Below are 22,837 nucleotides of genomic sequence, written 5' to 3' on the forward strand. Positions count from 1 at the left end.
CTGGGGGCGAAAGAGCGGTTACAGGTCGAAAAGCTTGTGGGAAAGCGCCAAAATTGTATGGTTATGGAGAGTTTTTGCTTTCAGGGTGGCAAACAACACAAGCGCTATGGCGAACCTGATTGCATCATGGAATATGGTGCAAGGCACCATAGTCTGATAGCGCAAGGGTACATAACAGGCAACTGAACCTCTTTCTTGAGAAACGACAGGGCAAAAAGATGGCGAAGCTGACGGTGATTATTCCCTTCTATCAGAAGGAAGCCGGAATTTTAAGACGGGCGCTGGGCTCGATTTTTTCCCAGACATTCCAGGACTTCGACATTATTGTGGTCGATGACCAGTCACCCTATTCCATCGATTTGGAATTGCAGCCGCTGGAGCCGGCACAACGTGCCCGTATTCGGGTGATCAAGCAGGAGAATGGTGGTCCGGGCGGTGCCCGCAATACCGGGCTCGACGCAATTGCCGCCGATTGCGATTTCGCCGCCTTCCTGGATTCCGACGATGAATGGGCGCCGGACCACCTGAAAAATGCCTATGAGGCCATGACTCGCTTCAATGCGGATTGCTATTGGGCATCGATCCACGGCGGAGATGATTTCTACTATCATTTCAGCGTTGCCGAGCTGAAGAAGACCGAAAAAACCGTGGAGCTTCAGGAGACGCCACTGGTGCTCGAACTGCCGGAAATGCCAGTGGTGATGCTGAAGAACTGGAGTTTCCTGCATCTGTCCTGCATGGTGATCGGTCGCCCGCTGTTTGAGAAAATCCGGTTTGAAGCCGAGCTTCGGCTGGCTGCTGAAGATGTGCTGTTCTTCTGTGATTGTGTGCTGGCAGCCAAGCGCGTCATTTTGTGCGATGCCGCCGGAGCCGAGCGCGGTGAAGGAATCAATATTTTCCACAGTATTGATTCAAGTTCTCCCGCCTTTCTCCAGCAGCAGTTGAATACCTGGGTGGCGCTTGATACGCTTGAACGGCGATTTTCCAATAAGCCTGAAGCCTTGAGCTTTATTCAGCACTATAAGCAGACCGCTCGTAAAAATGCCCTCTGGGGTCAGATGGGCATGGTAAAACGCCGTAAGCTACCGCAATTCGGCGTGCTATTGCGATGGATGAGACGGGATCCTGCCATCGTGCAAAGTGCTTTGGCACTTGCGGTTGGTAAATTTTCCCGCTGATATAAAAGTATCTTGAAATGCAGTGATCATGCATTCTCATCGGGCGTCTGCCTCGCCCCGTAAAGGAACATTCATGCAGCCTTACTATTGGGAATCCGCCCATGGAAATTTTGGTGACGACCTGAACCTTTGGTTATGGGATTTTCTCATGCCAGGTTTTCGGGATGTGCATCCGGAAACGTTGCTTGTCGGCGTCGGAACTGTTCTCAATCGCGCTCTTTTGCCGGAAGGTCAGCATAAGCTGGTGATCGGCAGCGGTTTTGGCTATGGAAGCCTGCCGGATATGAGCCGACCGGAAGAATGGGATATAAGGTCCGTGCGCGGTCCTTTGACTGCCAAGGCGCTTGGTCTGCCGCCGGAAAAAGGTGTGATCGATCCGGCTGTGATGCTGGCCGACATGCCTGAATTCCAGAAGCTGCCAAAACTCTACAAAAAGAGTTTCGTTCCTCACTGGGAATCGGCGGTAGCGGGCGTTTGGGCATCAATTGTACCCAAAGTGGGTCTCACCTATATCGACCCCTGCGGCGAGGCAAAGGCGGTTATTCGTCAGATCCTGCAATCCGAGGTGATTATCGCCGAATCGATGCATGGCGCGATCATTGCTGATGCTCTACGCGTTCCATGGGTCGCGGTCAGCACCTCAGCTTCTATCAATAGTTTCAAATGGAACGATTGGGCTTCTACTCTTGGCGTGACTTACAAACCCCTGCGCGTCCCACTGTCCAGCCGCGCTGAAGCCCAGATAAAGGGTGAAAGCTTTTGGGGGATGAGCTTTAAAAACCACCAGCCAGCCCCAGAAAATCCAAATGATCTGGCTGTGGATGCAGCGGTTCTGGAACAAGCACGCGGTCCGAAGCAAACTGGATTGCGCACCGCCGTAAAGCAGATCCTGGCAGGGCCAGCCATGCTTAATCTATGGAAGGCAAGCCAGGCAGAACCGCAACTGAGCCGGGATTCGGTTTTGCAAGAGCGCAAAGCACGGTTCCTGGAGGTTATTGAGGGCGTCCGTCGTGATTACGGGATCGCAGCGGTCTCCTGATCATGCAGGTGTATGAAAGTCTGTCCGGTTTACTCTGAGCCGGGCAGATTTTTCATTTATGCGGTGCCGTAACGCATCATAGATGACTTGTTACAGCGCTGTAGGTGCATGTTTTTCCTGGAAAACTCTATCTTTGATCGGCATCCGCGATGACAGGCAACAGATAGCGCAGAGGCCCCGAAGACTGGGCAGATTGAGGGCGTTGGCCATTGCCCATCAGCGCATCTCTCTTATCGGCTGCAATTCCGCCGATGATGGCCGGTATGGCCGTAGGATGGCTCGCGGCATAGGCGATGGCTGAAAATGCACCCTGATTATTCTTTAAATCGAGGAAATGGCGCAACTCGTAGCGGTCGCGGATGTGCTTTTCATGTTGGGTCAACAATGACCTCTGTTCCTGCGTCAGGTTTGGATTGGCAAGAATGGAGCGGTCAGCTTCGTAAAGCCGCTTGAGATCTTCGGTGCGATGTTTGCCGCTCAGCGAATCATGGCGAACAACGGCGCCATAGCCGCAGCTATGAATGATTTTGTAGCGTGCGCCAGCGACAAGTGCGCGCGCGTAAAGATCATAATCTTCACCAAGGCGGAGCTTTTCATTATACCGCAAGCCATGGCGATCGAGAAAATCGCGCCGCATGACTGGCTTTAGGAAGCCGATTTCCCCGCGTTGCGCGCCTCTTTGGGAAATATTTCCGGCAATGAAATCCTCAAGCACCAAAAGGCGGGCCTGACGCCGGAAACGTTTGACGCCGGTACTGACCTGGGAAACGCATTCCTCTTTTACAAAAACGATATTGTCGGCGATAAAATCCCACTGGTCTTCAGCCATCATCTGGGTGAAGCGTCCTGGCAGGAAAAAATCATCTGCATCGAGAATAGCCAGCAAAGGTGCCGTCGATGCTTCAATGGCGCAGTTGCGCGCGGCGGCTGGGCCGCGATTATGGTCGAAACGGATAATTTTCAAGCGACCGCTGTTGTCATCGGCGGATAGTGCTTCTGCACCAGTTCCATCCACAGATCCATCATCGACAACGACCACTTCATGCGTTTCTGCTTCCGCCAAGGCAGAACGCACCGCCCGTGCCACAGTGGCGCTAGCGTTTTTGGCGGCAATAATAACGCATACGGTGGAATTCATCGTCATTACGGTCCCCCGTACTCTAATCTGACGCGCAGGTAGCGCGTTTCTGATAAGAACAGATGACGAAGCAAAATTTCCCCTACATTACGGCAGGAACCGGAAAGGCAGTGGATGTCTTCCGGGGTTCTAATCGCCTTGCTCCAAATCAACCGTTTTCCAAGCCAAACGCGGCTTTCAAACACAAATGCTTGGCGAAGTGAGCCGTGTCAACGGCTTTCGCGCAATCTTTGCCATTTGATTTTGGCTGAAACGCGGCCAGGCGAAAAGAAGGCCCGTTAGTTGTTGCGCAATGCGGTTTGACCCGTCTCGCCAAGCGCGCGGATCGCGCCATTGCTGGCTGTCGCGTCGCTGGTCCCCATCGCCTGCGTGCGGCGCTTTGATTCCTGGAAAACAAGATAAGCGACAGCGCAGAAGTAACCAACCTGCAAAAGAACGGCGGCCAAAACTGTTTTAATGAGCGTGCCAGCAAGCGAGCCTGACAGGAAATAAGTCGCAACTGCAAACACCAGCAGTGCACCAATCATGCTAAAGAAGACCTTAGGCGCATGCATAATTTAGAGCCTCCCCCCGGTACATTGATCTTGAGATCATAGCCATTGCCTTCTCCTCAGAGGCAAATTGAATATAGGCACCTTGCCTCATTCTTTCAATCTTCATGTTTGTACGGGCCTTTGGCTGCAATCTTGTCATGATGATAGAGCAAATGGCTTGCAGGACCGTTACAAAAATCAGTCAATTTTTCTGGCCGCTTTAGGGAATTACTAACTATTTCCTTGGCTTGCGACGGCACTTCGATAAAGGTCATTGCGTGTTGGAATAGGGAATGCATTGTCCAAGGGGAGGCGGCGATCGGGCTGAAAACCTATATTTCGCCTTTCTGAATTCATTAAATCTTTACCCAATTCAATCACGAATTGTTACAATATTAGGATATTGTTTTAAACCTATATGCGTCGCACCATAATGATGCAATGCAATATCCATGTCGGGGGACATCAACCTGACCCTCTTTCCTTCATTTCACATGACGAATTTATGAAACTTCCAGGAGTCCGCATTTATATTATAAGTAAAAAACATTCCATTTGCGGGAAGGTTAAAGGATTTTCATTGCAAAATATCCAAAAATGGAAACCTAAGTGTCACAACGGGACATTAAATACTTAAAATGTAGTGCAGGAAAGACACATATTCTAATTGCTATCATTCCATCCTCTGGAAGGTTTTCTGCAAAGGGTATTGCGAAGGACAAATTATCACCACACACTAGGGATCAATGACCACGGACGCGTCCCGCCGGGACCCGACCAATCGCCCACGTAAATGGAGTTACCTCTATGAAGTCCGCGACAAGATCGGCCAGTTCGCCGTTTTTTACGACCGCCGCATCCGGTACCCAGCCGGTTGGTGGTCTTGCCAAGAGAGGGTTTGATATTTTCATCGCCACCATGGCGCTGATTATGTTCAGCCCGATGTTCTTGATGATTGCAGCCATGGTGAAGTTTACCGATGGCGGCAGTGTGTTTTACGGTCATCGCCGTATCGGACATAACGGCCAGCAATTTCATTGCATGAAGTTTCGCACCATGGTGCAGAATGGCGACAAGGTTTTGCAGGATTACCTGCGGGCCAATCCGGAAGCCTATGAAGAATGGCGTGCCACCCGTAAGCTGCAAAACGATCCCCGCGTCACGGCGATCGGTTCTGTGCTGCGTAAGCTCAGCCTGGACGAGCTGCCCCAGCTGTTCAACATCATCAAGGGTGAGATGAGCATCGTCGGACCCCGGCCTGTGGTCGAGGACGAGCTGGAAATGTACGATAGTGCCGCTGCATTTTATCTGCAAACCCGCCCTGGCCTGACTGGTCTCTGGCAGGTGAGCGGTCGCAACGATGTTTCCTATGAAACGCGGGTGGCTATGGACACGCAATATGTTAAGACATGGTCGCTGGCCAGAGATGTCCTCATCATGGTCCGTACCGTTCCGGCCGTGTGCCTGTCTCGCGGCAGCTACTAAAATCTAAAGAATGTCATAAGGGCGGAGCCAGAAGGCTGCTGCCCGAAATGACGTTTAGACCAGCCGCATTTTTATTGAATACGCATAGGATTTGCCATGAAGGCTTACGGATTTGCTGGAGGATTTCGGTCATCCACGCGCATTACGACCTTGAACGTTGCAGCACTCGCGCTTTGCCTGTCCTTGGCTGTGCCGGGATTGGCATTGGCAGATGACTATCGTTTGGGTGTAATGGACAAGATCCGCGTTCGGGTGGCGGAATGGCAGACGGCCGAGGGCGCCGTACGGGACTGGGCCGCCGTCAGTGGCGACTATTCTGTCGGGGCTGCGGGCCAGGTGTCTCTGCCCTTCATTGGCGAGTTGCCGGCCTCGGGCAAGACCACCGCCGACGTTGCCGATGAGATCGGCAAAAAGATGCAACAATTGTTCGGTCTCAGTGATCGACCGTCCGCATCGGTTGAAATTTCCGAGTATCGCCCCGTCTACATGGCTGGTGCAGTTCAGTCGCCGGGTGAATATCCCTATGCACCGGGTATGACTGTGTTGAAGGCGCTCAGTGTCGCAGGCGGCTTGAAGCGCGCCGATGCTGGCCAGCGTTTTGCGCGTGATTTCCTTCAGGCACAGGGGGATGGCGCCGTTTTGGTCTCCCAACGCAACCGTTTGTTGGTCCGTCGTGTGCGCGTTCTTGCGGAAATGAATGAAAAAGAGACGATAGAAATTCCCGAGGAATTGAAATCCATTCCCGACATCAACCAGTTGGTTGAGTCGGAAGCGGCCTTGATGAATTCCCAAACCGCCAAGCTCAAGGTTCAGTTGTCATCCCTTGCCGACCTTAAGACTTTGCTTGCGGCTGAAATCGAGGCTCTTGGTAAGAAGTCAGAAACCCAGACCCGCCAGTTGACGATGGTTCAGGAAGACCGCGACAAGGTCAATAGCTTGAGCGAGCAGGGCCTGGCGCTGAGTTCGCGTCGTTTGGCGGTCGAGCAGCAGGTGTCGGATTTGCAGTCGGCACTTCTGGATATCGATACCAACACGCTGAAGGCCAAGCAGGATCTGAACAAGGCCCAGCAGGACGAGACCACGACGCGCAACGATTGGGATGCACAGCTTGCCCAGGAATTGCAGGATACCGAAGCTGAGCTGGACCAGATTGCGTTGAAGCTTTCCACCAGCCGTGGCCTGATGGCCGAATCCTTGCTGCAATCTTCGGAAAGCGCCAGTGCCAAGACTGCCGATGGCGAAGCCAATGTCGCTTATTCCATCGTCCGCGAAAAGGATGGGAAGCCCACCGAAATCGCTGTCGACGAAAATACCTCGGTGACGCCCGGCGATGTGATCAAGGTTACGGTAAAGCTGTCTCAGCCAGCCATGCGGTAACGGTCGATGCGGATCGCCAAATCGCATCTGATCGACCCGGAACGCAATGGTCTCTATGCCGTCACGGCGATTGCGCTTTCCTATTTCGTTTTTGCCTATTCTGCCCGTTTCGGGCAGATTTCCATTTTGGCCTATTACGGGGTCTGGCTGCCGCTGATTGCTGTGAATTACCGGCGCGTGCTCGGTAACTATGGCCTGTATCTTCCGATTTTTGCCTTCAGCATTTTGACGATTCTATCGATCTTCTGGTCGGCGGCGCCACCGGTGACAGTCAGGGCCTCGTTGCAATATTTCTCGCATATCGTCTGTGCGTTGATTGCCATGCGTGTGGTGGGAATCCGTTCCTTTCTGAGGGGATCCATGATCGGCACTGGAATCGTGCTGATTTATTCGCTGTTGTTCGGCTCCTATTTCCTCGATCCACTGGACGGATCCTTCAGCTTTGTGGGTGCTTTCTCGTCAAAGAACCAGTTGGGTTTCTATGCCTCCCTCGGCGTGTATTTTTCGTTCGCTGCGATCATTATCCTGAAAGAACGCAGCATATGGATGCTGCCGCCCGCTGGGCTGGCTTTGCTATCAGCTTACTGTCTGTTTGCATCCGAATCGGCCACATCGGTCATTACCGTCATGGCGGTGGTCGGTGCGTCCCTGGTCTTGAGAGCGGTTATTCTTCTGTCGCCGCGCCATCGGATTGTGCTGGTAGTGGCTGGCGTCGTGCTTGGCGGGCTTGGCGCGGCTGCGTTCGTTTATGCTGGTGGCGTCGATTTGATCCTGGGAGCGTTCGGAAAGGATTCGACCCTGACGGGGCGAACCTATCTTTGGCAGCAGGGCATAGCGGCGGCCCTGGCGAATCCGATTTTTGGCGTCGGTTACCAGGCCTATTGGGTCCAGGGCTTTTCCGAGGCGGAGCGGCTATGGGATGAGTTCTACATCCCAACCCGGGCCGGGTTTCATTTTCACAATACCTTCATCGAAACCGCTGTTGAGACGGGGATTATCGGCCTCGTTCTGCTGGTTGCGATGTTGGTCGTCGCATTGATCGGCAATCTCAAACGTCTGCTCGTCAATGCCCGAGATCCAGAGGCCGGCGTGCTGTTCGGTCTCGCCATGCTGTTGGTCGAGCGGGCTTTCGTGGAAATCGATATTATCTTCGCCTATCAGATCGGCTCATTCCTGCTTTATTTCATGCTGGGCAAGCTTGTTCAGCGCCGCGCCATTCCGGTGACACGCTCAAGTGTCGTGCGTTATTATGGTGATGGAACCTCGAGCGCCCGCAATATCTAAAAAACAACGGCGCTGTAGCCGTTGTAAAAGAAGCGCTACTGCATCATATATGAATGATCGGCTGCCTTGCTTGCAGGATTCTGTCTTTGCGCTGTGCTTTCTTTTGCAGGCGTGGATTTTAGAAGTCGCCACCCGTGTTTTGCCAAAGCACACAAGACGCCGTAACGCTTTAAAGATGCTGCATAATGGTCCTGAATTACGTTGGATTTAGGCAATCGTGCAGCCACAGTCATAATCGACAGTCGATTTCCTGACCGTATCCCTTTGCTCAAGCCCGTTCATTCGAAGGACTAAGCCATGATTCGCTTCACCACCATTACCGATGATGCCGCACCGGCAAAAACGCCAGCCGTAAAGGCCGTTTCAAATGAGACCGCGCCTGAGCAGCAGCCCGAGCCGGCAAAAACCGAAAAACGGCAGAAACGTAGCAAGTCGGCAGATGGCGGTGAAAGACTGTTGTGACGATTGGGCATGGCTACTGAGATTTGATCGCGAAGTTTCTTGGCGTTCGATTTGAGAAATGCATGCAGTCGTGGAACCTTAGGTGCCTTTTTTCACTTCAGGAATCCGATAATGACCTCTTTTCTTTGAAACATGCGAGCGAGAATAATGCGATGGCTTTAACCTTCCCGAATAGTAGCCGCAGTTTCGATGAGAAGGGACACCGCATCCGGTTTCTTGGTTACGACGGCATGTTTGAAATCCGGTTTTTCGTAGAACTTGATGCGATATCCAAGGCGATGGCCAAGGTCATTGTCGGAGAGCACGACTTCCTTGCGGCATTCGACAATCTTCGCGGGTCTATTCTGGATGTTGCGAGAAAAGCCTATGGAAAAAAAGGCGGCAACAACATGTATCTTTTGACCGCGGCGGATTTCCATTGACCGTAGAACAGCTGGATCTGTCACGTACTCTCTGAACCTGACGGGGGTCCAATGTCTTCTGCTCACGGCTACGTCAAACTCTAAGCAAAGGGATTTTACATTGACTGATCAAGATGAGGATCTGGTTGAGCGCCGCGCTGTTCGTGCCCAGGAAAAACTGGTGAAGCAGCAGGAAGGGCAGCAGGCGATGGATGAACATCTCGCTGCCCTCGAGCGGCAGAAGGAAAAGACCTTGCGGCTGCGCGAATTAAGGCATGCCTTGGAGGCAGAAAAAATGCAGACAGCCGTCAAGGCAAAGCCCGCAACCAAACGCGCTGGTCAGCTGTAAACGGCTTTGGACGGAGATGCCGTATTTTATCCGCGGCCCAAAACACCCGTCATATCAGGTGGTAGCAGCCGGCGCGAAATTCGTGTCGAGGAACTGCTTGCTGATTGATAGATCGAGTTGAGTGAGATTATGCCCCGACGGCAGGATTTCGTGGCTGACCGTATGGCCCACAGCTTGAAGCGAGCCGACCAATCGTTCTGCATTGTCTGCGGGAACGATTGGATCCATCGCTCCAGATAGGATGAGAACTGGCACGCCATCGGCAGTGTCATGCACCACCGGCGGCGATTTAAACGGGGTCATGGCCCGCAACAGTACCGCACCAGCCAAGGCCTGGCGATGCAGCAACAGCAGAGCCGCGGCAATATTGGCGCCATTGGAGAAACCGACGGCGACCGGGGCTGCCAGGTTATGAGCCGCACGGGCCTCCTTTATGAAGCCGGCCAGATCCGCTGCCCGCACCCGCAGGTCATCTTCATCGAACACACCTTCCGCCAACCGTCTGAAGAAGCGTGGCATGCCGTGTTCCAGGACTTGTCCACGGGGTGATAGGAGAGCCGCACCCGGTGAAAGGGCAGCGCCAAGCGACAAGAGATCATTTTCGTTGCCGCCTGTTCCATGCAGCAAAAGCAAGGGCGCAAGGTTCGGCACCGTCGCCGGAACGAACTGATGGATGAATGACGAGATGGGGGAATGGGTCATGTCGGATCTCTCCTGTGCTGCCTACTGCAAAATAAGGATTTTGGCCTCGACGAAATTATGCAGCAAAGCCAGCGCGTTGCGACATTGTTTTGGCGGCGCGTTTCGCAAGCGCGCCGCATTTTGTAGCATTCTGACTAAGCCTGCTTGGTCTCGCCAAGGGGGCTGATATCCGGCAACATGCCCTCAATCCGGCCCCGGAAGCCTTCAAGGCCCTTCGGCAGCTTCAAGGCCTGACCCAGGCTTTCTGCCGGTTCATCGACGGCAAAGCCGGGGTCGAGCGTGGCGATTTCGAACAACACGCCACCCGGAGAACGGAAATAGATCGAGCGGAAATAGTCCCGGTCTTTCTGTTCCGTTGTCTGCAAGCGGTGATTCTTACGCAGTTTTTCGGCCATTTCCGCCTGTTCTGCATCGTCCTTCGCTCTGAAGGCAACGTGGTGCACCGAGCCAGCACCTGGCCGGGCGGGCAGAAATTCACCGGCGGCGCGCAGGTCCACAACCCCACCGATCTCCGTGCCAGGCACATGATACCGGGTGACATAGCCTTCCTTGCCCTGCTGTTCAAAGCCGAACACATCGGTCAGGACAGCAGCCGTTGCGTCAATCTTGTCCAGCAGCAGCGTCACCCCGTGAAATCCCCGCAGCGCGTGCTCCGCAGGAATGCCCGGTGCAGCCCAGGCGGCTTCGTGTTCGATGTCTTCAATGCCGACCAGGGCAAGTCGCATCCCATCCGGATCCTTGAAGGGCAGGACTGTCTGGCCAAAGCGCTGTTCGAGCTTTTCATGCACGACGCCCTGTTCGATAAAACGGTGCGCCCAGAACCCCAGGGAGGATTTGGGAACCCGGTAACCGGTTTCCTGGGTTTCACCGATGCCGAGGCGGCCCGGTGCGGCGTGTTCCCAGGGGAAGAAGGTCATGATCGTGCCCGGATTGCCTGCCTCATCGCCGAAATAGAAGTGATAGGTGCCGGGATCGTCGAAATTCACAGTCTTCTTGACGAAGCGCTGGCCGAGAACCCGGGTGTAGAAATCGAGATTGCGGCGCGCTGGGCCAGCAATAGCTGTGACGTGATGAATGCCGTGTGCCATGTGAACTCTCCTTTGCTTGGTCAGCATTGAGGACGCCGGGCGGTTTCAATTACCGCTAATCGGGTTCTCGGGCTATGAAAGCAGGTGCAGGATTGGACTTCGGTTCCCGATGTCGGCAATGATGCGGCGCTTTCGATGACCAAGAGATAGGCGCTTGGCGTTCGGATTGCAGCTGGTTTTGCTTGCATTCATGCAAACTTGACTTTGCGTTATAAGAAACCAGAATGCATTCTGGAAATAAACGCGGAGGCTTATCATGCGGGCAGCAAAATCCTTGGCCTGGGACGATCTGCGGCTCGTCAAGGCTATCGCCCAGGCATTGGGCATGGCTGGGGCGGCTGCGACGCTGGGGATTGATCATTCCACCGTGTTCCGCAGGCTGGGCGCCCTGGAAGAGGCGCTGGGTGTGCCGCTGTTTGAGCGCAGGCGCTCCGGTTATGCACTGACGCCGACCGGGGAAGAAGCGGTGCGCACTGCCGAGCGGATCGAGGCGGAGGTCGCCCAGCTGGAGCGCCGCCTGCAGGGCCGGGAGATTGCGCCGGCCGGTGAAATCCGGGTGACGACGGCTGACAGTCTGCTGGTCTATTTGCTGACGCCCTTGTTTGCCCGCTTCCAGCAGGCCTATCCTGACATTCAGCTGGATGTGGTGATCGGCAATAATGCTTTGAACCTTTCGCGGCGGGATGCTGATATTGCCATCCGCGCCACGGACAATCCGCCGGACATGCTTGTCGGGCGGCGCATCGGCCTGATCGCCTGGGCACTCTACGGTCGCGGCCAGGATTTTGCCGCCGCATCCGCCCCTAAGCCGGCAGAACTCAATGCCGCTCACTGGGCCTGCCTAGGCGAAGACATGGCGGGGTTGAAAGTGGTCAAGGCGGCCAAGCAGCAGCTGGCGCCAAAACAGCTGCGCTACCGCGCCAATTCTGTGCTGGCATTGGCCGACGCGGTTGAGGCAGGCATCGGCATCGGCCATATTCCCTGTTTCATCGGCGACGTACGCCCCGCCCTGGTTCGGCTTTCGCCGACCATTCCTGATTATTCCGCCAGCCTTTGGCTGTTGACCCATCAGGACCTGCGGCATTCGCCCCGTATTCGTGTGTTCATGGATTTCATTGCCGCTCAGTTGATCCCGCTGCGACCTTTGATCGAGGGGGAACTGCCGGGCCGTTCCGACACTCTCCAACAGCGTTGATGTCGCTGTGGTCGCGGCGCGGCCAGGATCAGGCCGGGGAAAGTTTACCTTGCTATGCCGTCTGCGTCTTTACGGCACAATCTTTGTCATGCAGTTCCTGTTGAAAGCCGATGGGTGAGAATTCGTTAAGATTGTTTGAATAGTGTCAGCGTAGAGAGGGTATCTTGAAACGACCGTAGAAGGTCGCTAGTAGTTTGTTGCGCCCACCGTCTGCGATGGCAGTCGCACTGTGGAAGCGCCAAGGAGTTGTGCGAGTGGAGAGTTACCCGTTGAAAAAGGTTGTCGCAGTTTTTGTTACTGCGGGTCTTGCAGCATGCGATACTCTACCGGCCTCAGGGCCGCTTTCCTCGCAGATCGAGAGCCAGGCAGGTAAGTCAAGGCAGGAGCTAAACAGGCCCAATGCATCGGTTTTCGATGTCGTAGATGTCGATCAGCGGACTGCTCGCACGGTTTCCGGTTTTTCCAATTCGATGTTCAGCCGCCGGTTCGGCATTGGCGGGCGGGCTGGTCGGGTGGTGATCGGGATTGGCGATCAGTTGAAGATCAGCATTTTCGAAGCGGGATCGGACGGGCTATTTTCAACGAGCCAGTCCAAGCAGACGACCATTGATGTGGTGATCCAGCCGGACGGAACCGGCACCATTCCTTATGTCGGACAAATCGTCCTGGCCGGCAAGACCCAGGAAGAAGCACGCAAGGCTATTCTGGCCAAACTGGTCAATAAAGCGGTTGAGCCTGATGTCCTTGTCACGGCAGCAGGTACTGCCTCGCGTTCCGTCACGGTTTCCGGCTCCGTCGGCAAGCCGTCGAATGTGGAGCTGACACTGGCCGGAGACAAGCTCACCGAGGTGATCGCACGGGCTGGCGGGGCTTCCAGCGAACCCTACGAATCCTACGTAACCCTGGTACGCGGCACCAAATCCGCCAGCGTGCTTTTGAAGTCGCTGATCGAAAATCCGCGTGAAAACATTTATGTCGAGCCGCGCGACCAGATCTATGTCACCCACGATCCGCGCACCTTCACCATTCTGGGTGAAGTCCAGAAGAATGGCCGGGTACCCTTCGGCGCCAATGATCTGAACCTCCTTGAAGCCATTGCGCTTGGCGGCGGCGGTTCCGACAGCCAGGTGGATGCGGAAGGCTATTTCGTGTTCCGCTACGAGGAGCCGGAAATCGTCATGGATATTCTGGGTGCCAAGCGGTTCCACGAATTGCAGTCCAAGGGCATGGTGGCGAGCAAGGATGGCCGATACCCGATCGTCTACCGGTTCAACATGCGTTCACCCGATAGCCTGATTGTTGGCCAGAGTTTCCCGATCAAGAGCCGCGATGTCATCTATGCGTCGCGTCATCCAACGGTCGATTTCATGAAGTTCATGCAATTGATCGCAACCCCTGTTGGTACGGCCTCCGGCGTTCGCAGTTTGACGGATTGAGTTTAAGGGGAGCCATTGAAAATGGCCCCCGCTATGCCCCATGAAAACAAGTCAAGTGCTTGATATATATCAAGTTCTATAGGATTGCTCTTGGTGAGCTTTTTCGGGTAGCAGATCATTCTGCTGGCGCAGGACATCGCCGTCCGGCGGCTTTTTCCTGCGTGTCACCCGGGTGGTCGATGACTGTTTTGCAGGGGCTTTCGGTCGCCGCCGCGATTTTGTCGGTCCATACCTCGTGCACATAATATCGACCGTGGCTGCGACATTGGCCTCCATGTCGCGTTCGCTCGGAATACCGGCTACACCAAGCAGCACAGGTTCATAAAGACCGGCCTCGCACAACGCCTTGAATTCTCGCGCCGCCTGCGCGCTATCGGGTGGGACAAGTTTCCCTGACATCTTCATCGTCTCGAAAATCTGTATGAAGCGGTCCAGCACCCGGCGCGGACCGATGTCGAAGTAAATCGCGCTGAGATCGGTAGCCCTGCCTGCTTCCGACACCACCAGACGGGTAATTGCGATGATCTTAGGGCGCAGCAGCAGCCTCAGATAGTTCATTCCGAGTGCTTTCAGCGTATTCGCCGCGTCCTGCTCCTTGTCGATGGCGTCCATCAAAGGGGCAAAGGCATCTTCACCCGCCTGGACGACAAAAGCTGCAAAGAGATCCGCCTTGCTTGGGAAATAGCCGTAGAGCGTTCCCTTGGATCCGCCGACTTCTGCCGCCACCGCCGCCATCGATACCTGGGCATAGCCATGGCGAAGAAACATCGACCCGGCGATGTCGACAATGGCCTGGCGCTTGGCCTGGGTTCTGACACGCATGGCGCCTCCTGAAATCGTACTGGGATGTACGTTTATAACTTGACGTCTGTCACATGGCTGTATATGTACAATATCGTACGGTTATGAAAGGTCAATCCGATGACAGTCCCATTTCCAAATAAGCCTGAATTTACTGGATCGCTCTATAAGCCGGCCCGTTTTGAAGGCCAGGTTTATGATCTCGAAGTGGAGGGCAAGGTGCCCGAGGAGATCGACGGCACGTTCTTTCAGGTTGCTCCCGACCCGCAATATCCCCCAATGCTTGGAGAGGACATTTTCTTCAATGGCGATGGCGCTGTCAGCGCCTTCCGGTTCAAGAACGGCCATGTGGATTTTCAGCGTCGTTACGTGATGACCGAGCGATTGAAGGCTCAGCGCGACGCCCGCGCCTCCCTGCATGGGATCTATCGCAATCCCTTTACCAATGATCCGAGCGTCAAGGATATTTCCAACTCCACCGCCAATACCAATGTCGTTGTTCACAATGGCAAGCTGCTGGCGCTGAAGGAGGATAGCCCTCCTTATGCCCTCGACCCGATCACGCTTGAAACCATCGGTCTTTATGATTTCGATGGTCAGTTGACCAGCGCGACCTTCACGGCCCATCCGAAATTTGACCCTGAAACCGGCGATCTGCTGTGTTTCGGCTACGAGGCCAAAGGCGAGGCCACACCCGACATCGTCTATTACGAGATCGACAAGCATGGCCGGATGAAGCGTGAAGTGTGGATCACTGCACCTTATGCCGCAATGATCCATGATTTTGCGGTCACGGAGCATTTCGTGATTTTCCCGCTGATGCCGTTAACGGCGGATCTGGAGCGGATGAAGCAGGGCGGTAAGCACTTCCAGTGGCAGCCGGGTCTGGATCAGTTGTTCGGCATTCTGCGCCGGGATGGCGACGGACGTGATGTTCGTTGGTTCAAGGCGCCCAACGGCTTCCAGGGCCACACCCTGAACGCCTTCGATGACGGCGGCAGGATCTTTGTCGATATGCCCGTTACATCAGGCAATATCTTCTATTTCTTCCCGCAATCGGATGGCACGGTGCCGCCGCCGGAAACCCTGTCGTCGCAGATGATGCGCTGGACCTTCGACATGCGGTCGAACGGTAACAATATCGAAGTGAAGCCGCTCACCAGTTTCGCGTGTGAGTTCCCCCGCAGCGACGACCGCTATTGCGGCCGACAATATCGCCATGGCTTTGTGATCGCCATGGATCCAACCAAGCCCTTTGACGAAGCCCGGATCGGCCCGCGTCCGTTTCAGTTCTTCAACCAGTTGGCGCATCTGGATATTGCAACCGGAAAGACCCAGCTCTGGTTTGCCGATGACCAGTCCTGTTTCCAGGAGCCGATCTTCGTGCCACGCCGGCCGGATGCGCCGGAAGGCGATGGCTATGTGATCGGTCTGGTTAATCGGTTGGCGGAGCGCGCCACGGATCTCCTCGTGCTGGATGCGCAACATCTGTCCGACGGTCCGATTGCGACCATCAAGCTGCCGATGCGTCTACGCATGTCGTTGCACGGCAATTGGGTGCCGGGCGATCAGCTGAAGGCGGTTTGACGTCGCCTGAAGGAAAGTATCGGGCTGAAAGCCGGGAACGATTTTCAGCCCGATGCACGGATAGCAAGGCGAAGTTGCTCACGTATCCGCGCCTTGAAGACCTTGAAAATATGTCAAATGCAGAAAAAAACGTGAGATATTTGCAAACGCATTTCCTGCATCTTCGCAAGGGCGCGTTGTCATCAGGAAATCTCGCCAGGACCGGCTGGCATGCCACTATTATCGAATAGGCAGTCCAAGCTGAACCCAGTCTTGCCTGGTGGATCTTCGGCCCCCTGCCACCCTTGAAGAGAACCGACCGCATGTCCCCAGCGACAAAAAACACAACATGTGGTGATGTAAACCGGTGGCGGCGTCGATTTGTTTTCTTAAAAGGCCCCAGCGTCAGCTTTGCCTTGCGCACCACCATTGCCGCCATTCTTGCCATGGCGCTGGCCACTTTGCTGCAAATTCACCATCCCTACTGGGCGGCAATGACCGTGTGGCTGGTCGCTCAGCCCACCCGTGGCCTGGTGGTCGAGCGGGGGCTGGCGCGTCTGGTTGGCACTATCATCGGGGCACTTGTCGGTTTTCTAATGCTTTGGCAATTGAGCGCTGCACCCGGGCTGCAGCTGTCGGTGCTGATTTGCTGGGTTGCGCTGTGTGCCGCGGCTGGGTCGTTCTTTCGCCACTTCCGCTCCTATGGGCTTTTATTGGCCGGCTATACCGCTGCCGTCGTTACCATGTCGGGTCTGATCGAGCCCCAGCTTGGCCATGAACTTGCCTGGTCACGGATCGCCTGTACCCTGATAGGCGTGGTGGCTTCGCTTGTCGCCACGGTGCTTTTCGCGCCGGGGGCGACCAAGGACATGGTTCATACCCGCTCGCTGGCACTTCTGCGTCAAGCTCTGTCGCTTTCGGCGACCTTGCTGAAAACCCGTGAGGAGACTGTGGGTGAACCCGTGCAACAGTTCTTCTCTGCGGTGGTCCAAATGGACGCCGATCTCGATACATTGGCCGCGGGCTCGCTCACAGGGCACCAGCGCGCCCGGTTCGCCCGTCACATTGCCGCCGCCTCGACAATTCTGGTCACTGAAGCGATGACCGCCCGCCAACTCGAGGAACCGCAGGTGAGGGCGGAAAAGACCGCCGACACATTGGCCTTCGTCGATCAGGCGCTTGGGCGTGGTGATATCGAGGCTGCCCACGCTGCCGTCACGGCAATTGGCGATCATGCCCCGCAATTGTCCGCAGCCGTGACCGCTGCGATCAATTATTTGGGTGAGCTTTCCGCTGTCCAGCCGGTCAATCGCCTGCTGGACCTCAATGCCTTGCGCATTTCGGACAAAAGGGCGGCAGCAATTGCCTTTTGCCGGACTTTTCTTGCGCTGAGCGCGGTGGCCCTGGTCTGGAAGCTTACCGGCTGGTCACTGGGTCCGGTCATGCTCATGACGGCTGCCGTATTCGTGACGCTGTTTTCAAGCCATGAAGCACCTCAGCTCGCGGTTGGTGAGGCATTGAAGGGGACGCTGTGCGGCGCAACGCTTGGCATGTTCTCTCGGATCTTTCTGCTGCCGCATGCGGAAAATTCGCTGGACATGCTGTTGATGGTGGCGCCTTTCCTGGCAGTGGGCGCCTATGCCATGTCGCGTCCGAAAACCGCCAAAGCGGCCATTGATGGCAACATGTCCTTTCTGCTCGCCGCCCAGCCGGTTTTTCCGGTGGCGGTATCGCCCTGGCTTGCGGTCGAACAGACCTTGGCGATGGTGGCGGGCGTGGCGGCGGCGGCACTCGCCTTCCGGTTTGTTTTTCCGGTCAATCACCGGCTGGTGCTGACAGTGCTGCGCAACCGTTTGACGGAGGATCTTGAGGTCACGGCCCGGCTTGCAAGCCATGAACAGGTGCTGCAACGCCGCTTCAGAATGATCCAGCGCATCCTGCGCATGGGAAGTCTGCGGCTTGTTGCGCCTTCAGAAACCAGCCGGGACGTGTATCTGCTTCTCTGCCTTGTGACCATGCTTGGCCGTCTTCTGGAGCGGCGCGGGCGCGATGACATCGCCTCGCTCGACAGGCGCTATGTCGACTTTGCACTCGAAGCACTGAAAGCGGCTCCTGAAAACTGGGAGCACCACCATTCGGTCTTCTCGACCCTTCTGAAACGGGATCCGGTCCTGGTTCCCCACGCATCCCTTTGAATTCCAATTGTGGAGAAAAACAATGAACGCGATCGCTCGGTCGGAATCCTATGGCGCTTACAGCGGCCAGTATATTGGCGGCATTTGGCGTCCTGGCGCCGCAGGTGACATCCTTAACGTCAACAATCCCTATTCCGGGGAGAGGATTGCTGAAATCGCACTGGCCTCAGTAGAGGATCTTGATGCGGCCTATTTGGCTGCCGAAGCGGCGCAGCGCGATTGGGCAGATAGGCCCGCCAGTGTAAAGAGGGATGTCTTTCTGCGTGCGGCGCAGATCGTTGAACAACGGCATGCTGAAATCGTCGATATGATCATCGCCGAATCCGGCAGCACGCGCATAAAGGCCGAGATTGAATGGGCCTCGGTGCGCGATATGATGCTGGAAGTGTCCGGCATGCCATCGCGCGTCCAGGGCCGGATTATCCCCAGCGAAGTGCCGGGAAAGGATGTGCGGGTGCATCGCGCTCCTCTCGGTGTCATCGGGGTCATCAGCCCTTGGAACATGCCGATGCATCTGTCGCATCGGTCGATCGCACCGGCGTTGGCGCTCGGCAATGCGGTGGTTGTCAAGCCGGCGGAAGAGACCCCGATCAGCGGCGGGTTGATGATTGCCAAGATTTATGAAGAGGCTGGCCTGCCGGGCGGCCTCCTGAATGTGGTCGTCGGCCTTGCCGGGGTAATCGGCGACATGTTCACGCTGCATCCCGTGCCGAAATTCATTTCCTTCACGGGATCGGCACGCGTCGGTCGTCATATCGGGCAGCTTGCCATGCAGGGCTCAACCTTGAAACGGGTGGGGCTTGAACTTGGCGGTAATGCGCCCTGCGTCGTGCTTGATGATGCGGATCTCGATCTGGCCGTCCGTGGCGCGCTCTTTGGCCGTTTCCTGCACCAGGGCCAGATCTGCATGAGCACCAACCGGATCATCGTTGATGCCTCGATCTATGACGAGTTTGTCACTCGCTTCATTGAGCGTGCCTCCAAACTTACCTATGGTGATCCCAGTCTGATCGGCACCAATATCGGTCCGATCATCAGCAAGCGCCAGCTTGACGGTATCCTGGCAAAAATTAATGAAGCCAAGGCCTCTGGCCTTCATCTGGCGTTGGGTGGTGAACCGCAAGGCCAGGTCCTGCCGCCGCATGTGTTTATTGATGTCGATAACAACTCGACGCTGGCCCAAAGTGAACTGTTTGGCCCCGTTGTTCCGATCATCAAGGCTCATGGTGAGGAGGACGCGCTGAAACTCGCCAACCAGACCGAATTCGGACTTTCCAGTGCGGTTTTCACACGCGATGAAGGGCGTGGCCTGCGGTTTGCCAAGCGCATCCATGCCGGCATGACCCATATCAACGATATTTCCGTTGCCGATAGCCCCAATGCCATGTTTGGTGGTGAAAAGAATAGTGGTATCGGGCGTTTCAACAGCGATTGGGTCATCGCGGAATTCACCTGTGATCACCTGATCACCACCCAAAGCATTCCCCTGCAATATCCCTTCTGACCGAAGGCGCTTCGTTTATCGCACGGACACGACAGCATCAGACGTTTCATAAAACGCATGATTCTGTCGTTAAGAGCGGTCGGCCAGCGTTTCAGCGGCTATAAAGCGTCAGGATGGTGGTGGAGGCATTTTTCGCTGCGGTCTCGATTTGCGCGTCATTCGGGCGATCAATCAGGCCCCAGAGGCAGTGTTCATAAAGACCCGCCTCGGCCACTGCCTTGAACTGTAAGGCCGCCATTGCGATATCCGGGATGGCAAGCGCCTGGCGTTCGACCAGATGCTCCAGCTTTTTTTCGATCTGGTCCAGCGTGGCCCGGGGTCCATTCTGATAGAAGATCCTGCCAAGCTCTTGAAAACGTGGCGCTTCGGCAATCACCAGCCGGTTGATGGCGAGAACTTCCGGCGACAGCAGTAGCCGCAGGTAGGCGCGCGCATAGGCCGTCAGCGATTTTTCCACATTGTCGCCAGCCTGATTGCTATCGGCCAGAGCTGCAAAGGGTTCGCGCCCTGCTTCAATCACATAGGCTTCGAACAAGGCTTCCTTGGAGGGGAAATGATTGTAAAGGGTCGATTTCGATCCGCCGACCGAGGCCGCGATCTGCGCCATATTAACGGCGCCAAATCCGTGTTCCCGGAACAGATTCCCGGCAATCGTCAGGATCTGGCGTCGTTTCGTCTCGCTTTTTGTCCGCATGGGTTCTCTGGTCGGAATACATCGAAGATGCTGATGCATCCACATATTGAGGATCATCGCTATCCCTGATGCCTCAAGGCTTCAAGTGTTCATTCTCCACGAGAACTATCCTAAAATTCTTGCCAGGTTAAGGTTCTGTGTCGCAGAAGGAACAATCTTCTTCAGCTTTGATACCCTGCGTCTAGCGTCACGGTGAGGAGATCGCACTGCGCCGTGAGTGTCAGGTCCAGTGGATCTCCTGGCGAAAACACCAGGGTATCGAAACGGCGCAGTGAGATGGTTTGTCCACTGGCAATGACAGTGGCGTCACTGTTGAAAATCAACAGTGTTGTGGTCATCTGGCCGTGCCGCATTTCCAAATTGTCCCGTTGCATGGTGTGGCGAAAACGGCCGCGCCGGGACATGATATTGAGATCGATGGTTTTGCCGTCAAGATTGCGGCTGGCGATGGCCCAATCGCCGGAAAAGGCAAGGGGGGCACCGCCTTGTTCAAGAGTTACGTCTTGCCTGTTCGGTAGCGACAGAACCATGCCGCCGCCCTCAAGAAGTGCAATGCTGCGGTCCACACCGGGAAAGGTCGAAAAAGGGCCGTCCGCGCCGACATGGGCGATGGACAGACGGTAATCGAAATCCCCAAGGCCACTTTCAGGCGGAAAAATCAGGATTTCCTCTGTCATGCCCTGGCCGTTCTTCCAGGGCATGCGGCGATAGTCTTCCCGACGCAGAATCTGCATCTCAATTGCCCAGAATGCCGGGCAGGCGCAGGCCTTTTTCCTTGGCGCAATCCAGTGCAATGTCATAGCCCGCATCGGCATGGCGCATGACGCCGGTGGCCGGGTCGTTCCACAACACCCGCTCCAGGCGCCGCGCCGCATCATCGGTGCCATCGGCGCAGATCACCATGCCCGAATGCTGGCTAAAGCCCATGCCCACACCGCCGCCATGGTGCAGCGATACCCATGTGGCACCGGATGCGCAATTGAGCAGCGCATTCAGCAACGGCCAGTCGGATACGGCATCCGAGCCATCCTTCATCGCTTCGGTTTCGCGGTTGGGCGAGGCAACGGAGCCGCTGTCAAGATGGTCACGACCAATGACAACGGGGGCTTTCAGTTCGCCGCTGCGCACCATTTCGTTGAAGGCCAGACCCAGTTTGTGGCGATCGCCCAGACCCACCCAGCAGATGCGGGCGGGCAGGCCTTGGAAGGCAATGCGCTCGCGGGCCATATCCAGCCAATTGTGCAGGTGCTTGTTGTCTGGCAACAATTCCTTCACCTTGGCATCGGTCTTGTAAATATCCTCTGGATCACCCGAAAGAGCAGCCCAACGGAACGGACCAATGCCCCGGCAAAACAGCGGGCGGATATAGGCAGGCACAAAGCCGGGGAAGGCAAAGGCATTTTCCAGCCCTTCTTCCTTGGCGACCTGGCGGATATTGTTGCCGTAATCCAGCGTGGGAACGCCCATGTTCCAGAAATCCACCATGGCGGCGACATGCACTTTCATCGAGGCGCGGGCGGCACGCTCCACCGCTTTCGGATCGCTTTCCTGCTTGGCGCGCCATTCGGCAACGGTCCAGCCGGAGGGCAGATAACCATTGATCGGATCGTGCGCCGAGGTCTGGTCGGTGACAATATCGGGACGGATACCGCGCTTGACCAGTTCAGGGAAAATGTCGGCAGCATTGCCAATCAGGCCCACGGATTTGGCTTCGCCTGCCTTTGTCCATTGGTCAATCAACGCTAGGGCTTCATCCAGCGTGTGGGCCTTGGCATCAACATAGCGCGTGCGCAGGCGGAAATCCACGCGGGTTTCATCGCATTCCACCGCAAGGCAGCAGGCACCGGCCATAACGGCTGCCAGCGGCTGCGCGCCACCCATTCCGCCGAGACCGCCGGTTAGTATCCACTTACCTTTGAGGTTGCCGTTATAGTGCTGGCGACCCGCTTCCACGAAGGTTTCATAGGTGCCCTGCACAATGCCTTGGGTGCCAATGTAGATCCACGAGCCTGCGGTCATCTGGCCATACATGGCCAGTCCCTTCTTATCCAGCTCGTTGAAATGGTCCCATGTGGCCCAATGCGGCACGAGATTGGAATTGGCAATAAGCACCCGTGGCGCGTCTTTATGGGTTTTGAACACACCCACTGGCTTGCCCGATTGCACAATCAGCGTCTCTTCTTCGGTCAGCGTCTTCAGCGTGGCAACAATCCTGTCAAAATCCTCCCATGTGCGGGCGGCGCGGCCAATGCCGCCATAGACCACCAGCTCATGCGGACGCTCGGCTACGTCGGGGTCGAGATTGTTCATCAACATGCGCAAGGGGGCTTCGGTCATCCAGCTCTTGGCCGATAGCTCCGTGCCCGTGGCAGCCCGCACATCGCGGATATTGTGGCGTGGGTTGGTCATG

21 protein-coding genes are annotated in these 22,837 nt (G+C 55.8%); 13 read left to right on the forward strand and 8 right to left on the reverse strand.

What is annotated here, in order from left to right:
* The first annotated feature begins 218 nt into the window (after positions 1–218).
* Both AVI_RS21315 and AVI_RS21320 read left to right on the forward strand, forming a co-directional pair.
* Positions 219–1,178 (forward strand): glycosyltransferase family 2 protein, encoded by a 960-nt coding sequence (locus tag AVI_RS21315; RefSeq protein ID WP_012654207.1) that lies wholly within the window; start codon positions 219–221, stop codon positions 1,176–1,178.
* 73 nt (positions 1,179–1,251) lie between these two features.
* Entirely contained in the window at positions 1,252–2,217 is a 966-nt protein-coding gene (locus AVI_RS21320; RefSeq protein ID WP_012654208.1) for a polysaccharide pyruvyl transferase family protein, read from the forward strand.
* A 127-nt stretch (positions 2,218–2,344) separates the two neighbouring features.
* Here the strand turns inward: AVI_RS21320 and AVI_RS21325 are convergent, their stop codons facing one another.
* Both AVI_RS21325 and AVI_RS21330 read right to left on the reverse strand, forming a co-directional pair.
* Positions 2,345–3,361: a glycosyltransferase family 2 protein gene (locus AVI_RS21325; RefSeq protein WP_012654209.1), complete on the reverse strand. Its 1,017-nt coding sequence runs from the start codon at positions 3,359–3,361 to the stop codon at positions 2,345–2,347.
* A gap of 272 nt (positions 3,362–3,633) precedes the next feature.
* The gene (locus AVI_RS21330) at positions 3,634–3,909 is read right to left on the reverse strand and encodes an exopolysaccharide production repressor protein (protein ID WP_012654210.1); all 276 of its coding nucleotides are present in this window, start codon (positions 3,907–3,909) and stop codon (positions 3,634–3,636) included.
* Between the two features lie 786 nt (positions 3,910–4,695).
* Between AVI_RS21330 and AVI_RS21335 the strand changes: the two genes are divergently transcribed.
* The 6 genes from AVI_RS21335 (at position 4,696) to AVI_RS21355 (ending at position 9,246) form a co-directional block, all read left to right on the forward strand.
* On the forward strand, positions 4,696–5,373 hold the full coding sequence (locus AVI_RS21335) for a sugar transferase (protein ID WP_012654211.1): 678 nt from the start codon (positions 4,696–4,698) through the stop codon (positions 5,371–5,373).
* 96 nt (positions 5,374–5,469) lie between these two features.
* Complete coding sequence (locus tag AVI_RS21340; protein WP_012654212.1) at positions 5,470–6,750, forward strand: polysaccharide biosynthesis/export family protein; 1,281 nt, start codon at positions 5,470–5,472, stop codon at positions 6,748–6,750.
* A gap of 6 nt (positions 6,751–6,756) precedes the next feature.
* Complete coding sequence (locus AVI_RS21345; RefSeq protein WP_012654213.1) at positions 6,757–8,034, forward strand: O-antigen ligase family protein; 1,278 nt, start codon at positions 6,757–6,759, stop codon at positions 8,032–8,034.
* Positions 8,035–8,331: 297 nt separating this feature from the next.
* Positions 8,332–8,496 carry a hypothetical protein gene (locus AVI_RS31185; protein ID WP_156582993.1) on the forward strand — a complete coding sequence of 55 codons (165 nt, stop codon included), beginning with the start codon at positions 8,332–8,334 and terminating at the stop codon, positions 8,494–8,496.
* Between the two features lie 152 nt (positions 8,497–8,648).
* Positions 8,649–8,918, forward strand: a complete 270-nt coding sequence (locus tag AVI_RS21350) for a DUF1488 family protein (RefSeq protein WP_041698993.1) — start codon at positions 8,649–8,651, stop codon at positions 8,916–8,918.
* A 100-nt stretch (positions 8,919–9,018) separates the two neighbouring features.
* Positions 9,019–9,246, forward strand: coding sequence for a hypothetical protein (locus AVI_RS21355; protein ID WP_041698624.1), 228 nt, complete (start codon positions 9,019–9,021; stop codon positions 9,244–9,246).
* Between the two features lie 54 nt (positions 9,247–9,300).
* Here the strand turns inward: AVI_RS21355 and AVI_RS21360 are convergent, their stop codons facing one another.
* Positions 9,301–9,948: an alpha/beta hydrolase gene (locus tag AVI_RS21360; RefSeq protein ID WP_012654216.1), complete on the reverse strand. Its 648-nt coding sequence runs from the start codon at positions 9,946–9,948 to the stop codon at positions 9,301–9,303.
* 134 nt (positions 9,949–10,082) lie between these two features.
* Positions 10,083–11,036 (reverse strand): ring-cleaving dioxygenase, encoded by a 954-nt coding sequence (locus tag AVI_RS21365; protein ID WP_012654217.1) that lies wholly within the window; start codon positions 11,034–11,036, stop codon positions 10,083–10,085.
* 256 nt (positions 11,037–11,292) lie between these two features.
* Here AVI_RS21365 and AVI_RS21370 point away from each other — a divergent pair, with 256 nt between their 5' ends.
* Together AVI_RS21370 and AVI_RS21375 are read left to right on the forward strand one after the other, a co-directional pair.
* Positions 11,293–12,231 carry a LysR family transcriptional regulator gene (locus AVI_RS21370; protein WP_012654218.1) on the forward strand — a complete coding sequence of 313 codons (939 nt, stop codon included), beginning with the start codon at positions 11,293–11,295 and terminating at the stop codon, positions 12,229–12,231.
* Between the two features lie 269 nt (positions 12,232–12,500).
* Positions 12,501–13,667 carry a polysaccharide biosynthesis/export family protein gene (locus tag AVI_RS21375; RefSeq protein ID WP_041698627.1) on the forward strand — a complete coding sequence of 389 codons (1,167 nt, stop codon included), beginning with the start codon at positions 12,501–12,503 and terminating at the stop codon, positions 13,665–13,667.
* Positions 13,668–13,736: 69 nt separating this feature from the next.
* On the opposite strand, the gene AVI_RS21380 is transcribed toward AVI_RS21375, so the two are convergent.
* Positions 13,737–14,489, reverse strand: coding sequence for a TetR/AcrR family transcriptional regulator (locus AVI_RS21380; RefSeq protein WP_012654220.1), 753 nt, complete (start codon positions 14,487–14,489; stop codon positions 13,737–13,739).
* Positions 14,490–14,588: 99 nt separating this feature from the next.
* On the opposite strand from AVI_RS21380, the gene AVI_RS21385 reads away from it, so the two are divergent.
* The 3 genes from AVI_RS21385 to AVI_RS21395 all read left to right on the forward strand — a co-directional run bounded on the left by AVI_RS21385 (position 14,589) and on the right by AVI_RS21395 (position 19,733).
* The gene (locus tag AVI_RS21385) at positions 14,589–16,055 is read left to right on the forward strand and encodes a carotenoid oxygenase family protein (protein ID WP_012654221.1); all 1,467 of its coding nucleotides are present in this window, start codon (positions 14,589–14,591) and stop codon (positions 16,053–16,055) included.
* A gap of 395 nt (positions 16,056–16,450) precedes the next feature.
* Complete coding sequence (locus AVI_RS21390) at positions 16,451–18,229, forward strand: FUSC family protein (protein WP_187152393.1); 1,779 nt, start codon at positions 16,451–16,453, stop codon at positions 18,227–18,229.
* Positions 18,230–18,251: 22 nt separating this feature from the next.
* Positions 18,252–19,733: an aldehyde dehydrogenase family protein gene (locus AVI_RS21395; protein ID WP_012654223.1), complete on the forward strand. Its 1,482-nt coding sequence runs from the start codon at positions 18,252–18,254 to the stop codon at positions 19,731–19,733.
* A gap of 91 nt (positions 19,734–19,824) precedes the next feature.
* Here AVI_RS21395 and AVI_RS21400 read toward each other — a convergent pair whose 3' ends face one another.
* The 3 genes from AVI_RS21400 to hutU form a co-directional block, all read right to left on the reverse strand.
* Entirely contained in the window at positions 19,825–20,427 is a 603-nt protein-coding gene (locus AVI_RS21400) for a TetR/AcrR family transcriptional regulator (protein WP_041698630.1), read from the reverse strand.
* A 161-nt stretch (positions 20,428–20,588) separates the two neighbouring features.
* Positions 20,589–21,161 (reverse strand): HutD/Ves family protein, encoded by a 573-nt coding sequence (locus AVI_RS21405; RefSeq protein WP_012654225.1) that lies wholly within the window; start codon positions 21,159–21,161, stop codon positions 20,589–20,591.
* Between the two features lies 1 nt (position 21,162).
* Entirely contained in the window at positions 21,163–22,836 is a 1,674-nt protein-coding gene (gene hutU / locus AVI_RS21410; RefSeq protein WP_012654226.1) for a urocanate hydratase, read from the reverse strand.
* Between the last annotated feature and the right edge of the window lies 1 nt (position 22,837).

This window comes from Allorhizobium ampelinum S4 (genome assembly GCF_000016285.1).
Lineage (GTDB): Bacteria > Pseudomonadota > Alphaproteobacteria > Rhizobiales > Rhizobiaceae > Allorhizobium > Allorhizobium ampelinum.

Bases quoted from the DNA above. Each gene is read 5' to 3' on its own strand.
- AVI_RS21315 (WP_012654207.1), top strand. From the start codon at position 219: ATGGCGAAGCTGACGGTGATTATTCCCTTCTATCAGAAGGAAGCCGGA.
- AVI_RS21320 (WP_012654208.1), top strand. From the start codon at position 1,252: ATGCAGCCTTACTATTGGGAATCCGCCCATGGAAATTTTGGTGACGAC.
- AVI_RS21325 (WP_012654209.1), bottom strand. From the start codon at position 3,361: ATGACGATGAATTCCACCGTATGCGTTATTATTGCCGCCAAAAACGCT.
- AVI_RS21330 (WP_012654210.1), bottom strand. From the start codon at position 3,909: ATGCATGCGCCTAAGGTCTTCTTTAGCATGATTGGTGCACTGCTGGTG.
- AVI_RS21335 (WP_012654211.1), top strand. From the start codon at position 4,696: ATGAAGTCCGCGACAAGATCGGCCAGTTCGCCGTTTTTTACGACCGCC.
- AVI_RS21340 (WP_012654212.1), top strand. From the start codon at position 5,470: ATGAAGGCTTACGGATTTGCTGGAGGATTTCGGTCATCCACGCGCATT.
- AVI_RS21345 (WP_012654213.1), top strand. From the start codon at position 6,757: ATGCGGATCGCCAAATCGCATCTGATCGACCCGGAACGCAATGGTCTC.
- AVI_RS31185 (WP_156582993.1), top strand. From the start codon at position 8,332: ATGATTCGCTTCACCACCATTACCGATGATGCCGCACCGGCAAAAACG.
- AVI_RS21350 (WP_041698993.1), top strand. From the start codon at position 8,649: ATGGCTTTAACCTTCCCGAATAGTAGCCGCAGTTTCGATGAGAAGGGA.
- AVI_RS21360 (WP_012654216.1), bottom strand. From the start codon at position 9,948: ATGACCCATTCCCCCATCTCGTCATTCATCCATCAGTTCGTTCCGGCG.
- AVI_RS21365 (WP_012654217.1), bottom strand. From the start codon at position 11,036: ATGGCACACGGCATTCATCACGTCACAGCTATTGCTGGCCCAGCGCGC.
- AVI_RS21370 (WP_012654218.1), top strand. From the start codon at position 11,293: ATGCGGGCAGCAAAATCCTTGGCCTGGGACGATCTGCGGCTCGTCAAG.
- AVI_RS21380 (WP_012654220.1), bottom strand. From the start codon at position 14,489: ATGCGTGTCAGAACCCAGGCCAAGCGCCAGGCCATTGTCGACATCGCC.
- AVI_RS21385 (WP_012654221.1), top strand. From the start codon at position 14,589: ATGACAGTCCCATTTCCAAATAAGCCTGAATTTACTGGATCGCTCTAT.
- AVI_RS21395 (WP_012654223.1), top strand. From the start codon at position 18,252: ATGAACGCGATCGCTCGGTCGGAATCCTATGGCGCTTACAGCGGCCAG.
- AVI_RS21400 (WP_041698630.1), bottom strand. From the start codon at position 20,427: ATGCGGACAAAAAGCGAGACGAAACGACGCCAGATCCTGACGATTGCC.
- AVI_RS21405 (WP_012654225.1), bottom strand. From the start codon at position 21,161: ATGCAGATTCTGCGTCGGGAAGACTATCGCCGCATGCCCTGGAAGAAC.
- hutU (WP_012654226.1), bottom strand. From the start codon at position 22,836: ATGACCAACCCACGCCACAATATCCGCGATGTGCGGGCTGCCACGGGC.